A 4,716-nucleotide genomic window follows, 5' to 3' on the forward strand; every position below is an offset into this window, starting at 1 on the left:
ATGAAATTCAGGCGCGAAACGCGTCACGAGGCAGGGACACACACGTGAGCCGCAGGTTCAGAGGCGAAAGCCAACACAAGGTCGATACGAAGGGGCGGGTGTCTATCCCAGCCTCTTTTCGTCGTGTGTTGGAAGCCGGTGATCCGAATTGGCAAAACGGCGGCACGCCGGAACTGGTGATCGTCTATGGCGACACCCGCCGCAGCTATCTTGAATGCTACACCATGCAGGCGATTGACGAGGTCGACGATAAAATCGACGCGCTGCCGCGTGGGTCAATGGAGCGTAAGATGCTGCAACGTCTGTTCCACGGTCAGTCCTTTCCCACATCCGTAGATGAAACCGGTCGCCTCGTGCTCCCGGCCAAGCTGCGCAACAAGATTGATCTGGAAGGCGAGGCTTTCTTTATCGCCGCTGGTGACACATTCCAGATCTGGAAGCCCGAAACCTATGAAACCGAGGAAAAAGCCCGCGAAGAGGAATGGCTGGATGACCTGCCAGAAGACTTCGATCCGATGGCATTCCTGGACGGCAAGCCGGAGGCATAAGCGATATGACCGCTGCCTCTGATACCCCTTCAGCCCCCCACACACCGGTCCTGTTGCGCCCCTTGCTGGCGGCGGTCGCGCCTGTCACAGGCCGCTGGCTGGACGGAACATTCGGCGCGGGCGGCTACACGCGTGGCTTACTGGATGCCGGTGCCGATCAGGTGATCGCCGTGGACCGCGATCCGCTGGCCTTCGAGATGGCCCAGTCTTGGGCTGGTGAATACGGCGACCGGATTATCATGCAGCAGGGCGTTTTTTCCAAGATGGACGAATATGCCCAAGACCTTGACGGGGTTGTCCTTGATCTGGGCGTATCGTCGATGCAGCTTGATCTGGCTGAACGCGGATTTTCCTTTATGCGCGACGGACCTTTGGACATGCGGATGAGCCAGGAAGGCCCGTCAGCCGCCGATATCGTTAACGAGGCCGAAGAAGAAACCATCGCCAACATCCTGTTCCAGTTTGGCGAAGAACGTGCCAGCCGCCGCATCGCCAAGGCGATTGTACGGGCCCGCGAGGAAGCACCGATTACGACGACGTTGGCGTTGGCGCGGCTGGTAGAAGGCTGCTTGCCGCGTTCCAAACCCGGTCAATCGCATCCCGCCACGCGCAGCTTTCAAGCGCTGCGGATTGCGGTGAACAACGAATATGGTGAACTGTTCGAGGGGCTGATGGCCGCTGAACGTGCGCTGAAACCCGGCGGTCAACTGGCTGTCGTGACCTTTCATTCGGTCGAAGATCGCATGGTCAAGCGGTTCCTGACCGCGCGTGCGGGAACGGGCGGCAACGCCAATCGCTTTGCACCTGAAATTGAAACCGAAGCACCGCAATTCATCGTCAAAAAGCGCAAGGCCATCGGACCGGATGCGCAGGAACTCGAAGAGAACCCGCGCAGCCGGTCCGCCAAGCTGCGCGTTGCAATTCGCACCGATGCCCCTGCGGGCGCAGTGGACGCAAAATCCATCGGAATGCCGATGGTCAAAGGATTTATCTCATGAGAGCAGTGCTTTATATCCTGACCACCTTGTCCGTGATCGGGCTGGCCTTTTGGGCTTACCGCGAAAACTATGCCACACAACAAGCGCTCAGCGATACGGATGATCTACGTCAGGAAATTCGCATCGCCCATAGCCGCTTGGCCGTATTGCGTGCCGAATGGGCCTATCTGAACCGTCCCGACCGCCTGCGGGATCTGGCCGAGATGAATTTCGAACGTCTTGGCCTGCTGCCGCTGCATCCCGACCAGTTCGGCCAGATTGATCAGGTCACCTTTCCGCCGCTGCCTGAATTGCCGCTGTTTGAAATCACCGATGGCGTAGACGTATCCACGATGGAGGCTTCGGAATGATCCGCACCCCGCTGCGCCCGCTGGCCCGTATTCTGGAGGCCCGCCAGAAAGGTGAAAACCCCGACGCGATCGAACGTGAAAACACCCGTATCCGCCACGAACAGATGCGCGATTCCTCGCGACAGCGCGCCGAAGGGCGTTTGCTGGTTCTGGGCGTATTCTTTTTCTGCGCATTTTCTGTTGTGGGCGTGCGCATGGGCGTCATGGCCACCACCGACCCAACGGAACCGCGCGCCGCAGCCCCTGGCTCCGTCATCTCGGCCACCCGCGCGGATATCGTTGACCGCAACGGCAATCTGTTGGCCACCAACTTTGAGACCCACGCGCTTTATGCGCAGCCCCATCACATGATCGACCCCGAACGGGCGGCAAAAAAGCTGATGGAAGTGTTTCCCGATCTGAACGAAAAACGACTGATCAAAGACTTTACCGGCAAGCGCAAGTTCTTGTGGCTAAAAAAGAAAATCAGCCCTGAACAGATGCAGGCCGTCCACGAGATCGGCGAGCCGGGTCTGCTTTTTGCGCCGCGTGATATGCGCCTGTATCCTAACGGTGCGCTGGCCGCGCATGTCATGGGCGGTGCCAGTTTTGGCCGCGAGGGCGTGCATGGTGCCGAAGTAATCGGCGTCGCCGGGGTCGAGAAATTCTTTGACGACTACCTCCGTGATCCTGCCAATGGCAACAAGCCGCTTGAGCTGTCCATCGACATGACCGTACAGGCCGCATCCGAGCGTATTTTATACGGCGGCATGAAGCTGATGAACGCCAAGGGGGCGACATCGGTCTTGATGGATGTGCGCAGCGGCGAAGTGATCAGCGTTGTGTCACTACCGTCCTTTGACCCCAACGACCGCCCTCACGCCGCGATCACCGGTGATGCGTCAGACAGCCCGCTGTTCAACCGGTCGGTTCAGGGCGTGTACGAACTGGGGTCCGTGTTCAAGATTTTTGCCGCAGCACAGGCCATTGATCTGGGGCTGGTCAACGCTGATACCATCATTGACACTTCCGGCCCGATGAAGGTCGGCGGCTTTCGGATTGGCGAATTCAACAACAAAAACTATGGCAAGCAATCTGTTACCGGCATTATCGTGCACAGTTCCAACCGCGGGTCGGGCCGTCTGGCCTTGCAGATCGGGTCAGAACGGCAGCAGGCTTTCCTGAAAAGCCTTGGTTTCTTTGAGCCGACCCCGTTCGAGATCGTAGAAGCCTCTGGCGGTAAGCCTCTGCTGCCGAAACGCTGGGAAGAGCTTAGCTCGGTCACGATTTCCTATGGGCATGGTCTGTCGTCCAGCCCGATGCATCTGGCCGCAGGATACGCGGCCATTGCCAATGGCGGACAAAAGGTCGTGCCGACGTTGCTGAAACAAAGCGGCCCGAAACTGGGCGAACGCGTGATGTCCGCCCGCGCCGCTGCCGATGCCCGTATGATGTTGCGCGCCGTGGTGACCGAAGGGACTGCCAGCTTTGGCGAGGTGCCCGGCTATCAGGTGGGCGGTAAAACAGGGACCGCAGACAAACCCGGCCCCCGTGGTGGCTATCTTGAGGACAAGGTGATCAATACCTTTGCCAGCATGTTCCCCGCCCATGATCCGAAATATGTGCTGATCGTGACCTTGGACGAACCTGTTGAAACATCGGGTGAAAAACCGCGCCGCACTGCGGGCTGGACTGCCGTGCCCGTCGCCGCCGAAATGATCCGCCGTATCGCACCTTTGCTGGGGCTTAGACCAACGGTTGAACCGGGCAGTGTCGCTGGTATAACGCTGTCCAGCAGCAACTGATAAAAGAGCGTCCCCCATGGGCACACAGGCCGTCCCGCTATCCTCACTTGGTCTGACCGCACAGGGCGAGGCCAACCCCGACATCACAGGCATTGCCGTTGACAGCCGTCAGGTCAAAGACGGCTTTCTATTCGCCGCCATGCCCGGCAGCACCGTTCACGGTGCAGAGTTTATCCAATACGCTGTGCGTATGGGGGCGGTTGCGGTTCTTACCGACGCCAAAGGTGCCGCGATTGCCGCCGACCTGATGGCCGAGGCGGGCGTTGCCGTTATCATTACCGATGCCCCGCGCGAGGCGTTGTCGCGCACAGCAGCACTTTGGTTTGGCGCGCAGCCTGCCACGATGATCGCTGTGACGGGCACCAATGGCAAAACATCCGTCAGCACATTTGTGCGCCAGATCTGGATCTAAATGGGCCTGTCCGCCGTCAACCTGGGTACGACGGGGGTCGAGGGTGCATGGACCGCCCCGCTGGCCCACACCACGCCCGAACCGATCACCTTGCACCGTGCCTTGGCCGAAGCTGCCGCCAACGGCATCACCCATGCCGCGATGGAGGCGTCCTCGCACGGGCTGGACCAGCGCCGCCTTGATGGCGTGACGCTAAAGGCCGCCGGGTTCACGAATTTCACCCAGGACCATCTGGATTACCACGCCACATTCGAGGCGTATTTTGACGCCAAGGCGGGGTTGTTTTCCCGTGTTTTGCCCGAAGACGGCACGGCTGTCATTAACATCGACGACCCCAAAGGCATCGATATGGCCGCCATCGCCCGCGCACGCGGCTGCGAGGTGATCAGCGTGGGCCGTGACGGCGGTGATCTGCACCTGACAGGCCAACGGTTTGACGCGACAGGGCAGGACCTGCGCTTTGACTGGCGCGGCAAGACCTATCAGAAACGGCTGAACCTGATTGGCGGGTTTCAGGCGGATAACGTGCTGCTGGCCTGCGGGCTGGTCATTGCCTGCGGGGCCAAGCCTGCTGATGTGTTCGATACGATCCCGCATCTGACGACCGTGCGGGGCCGCATGCAA

Annotated in this window: 4 protein-coding genes and 1 pseudogene; all 5 read left to right on the forward strand. The window is 59.8% G+C overall.

Translation table 11 applies throughout. The annotated features are described in order from the left end of the window. Positions 1-44 precede the first annotated feature (44 nt). Positions 45-548, forward strand: a complete 504-nt coding sequence (mraZ, locus tag ABYT07_RS19015) for a division/cell wall cluster transcriptional repressor MraZ (RefSeq protein ID WP_372993592.1) — start codon at positions 45-47, stop codon at positions 546-548. Between the two features lie 5 nt (positions 549-553). Continuing rightward, the gene (rsmH, locus tag ABYT07_RS19020; protein WP_372993593.1) at positions 554-1,546 is read left to right on the forward strand and encodes a 16S rRNA (cytosine(1402)-N(4))-methyltransferase RsmH; all 993 of its coding nucleotides are present in this window, start codon (positions 554-556) and stop codon (positions 1,544-1,546) included. Beyond that, entirely contained in the window at positions 1,543-1,896 is a 354-nt protein-coding gene (locus ABYT07_RS19025; RefSeq protein WP_372993594.1) for a cell division protein FtsL, read from the forward strand. The genes rsmH and ABYT07_RS19025 overlap by 4 nt, the downstream gene beginning before the upstream one ends. After that, positions 1,893-3,680, forward strand: a complete 1,788-nt coding sequence (locus ABYT07_RS19030) for a peptidoglycan D,D-transpeptidase FtsI family protein (RefSeq protein WP_372993595.1) — start codon at positions 1,893-1,895, stop codon at positions 3,678-3,680. Before ABYT07_RS19025 ends, ABYT07_RS19030 begins: the two co-directional genes overlap by 4 nt. A gap of 16 nt (positions 3,681-3,696) precedes the next feature. Next, a pseudogene (locus ABYT07_RS19035) lies at positions 3,697-4,716 on the forward strand (Mur ligase family protein); the annotation flags it as partial.

Source organism: Sulfitobacter sp. (assembly GCF_041552635.1).
Lineage (GTDB): Bacteria > Pseudomonadota > Alphaproteobacteria > Rhodobacterales > Rhodobacteraceae > Sulfitobacter.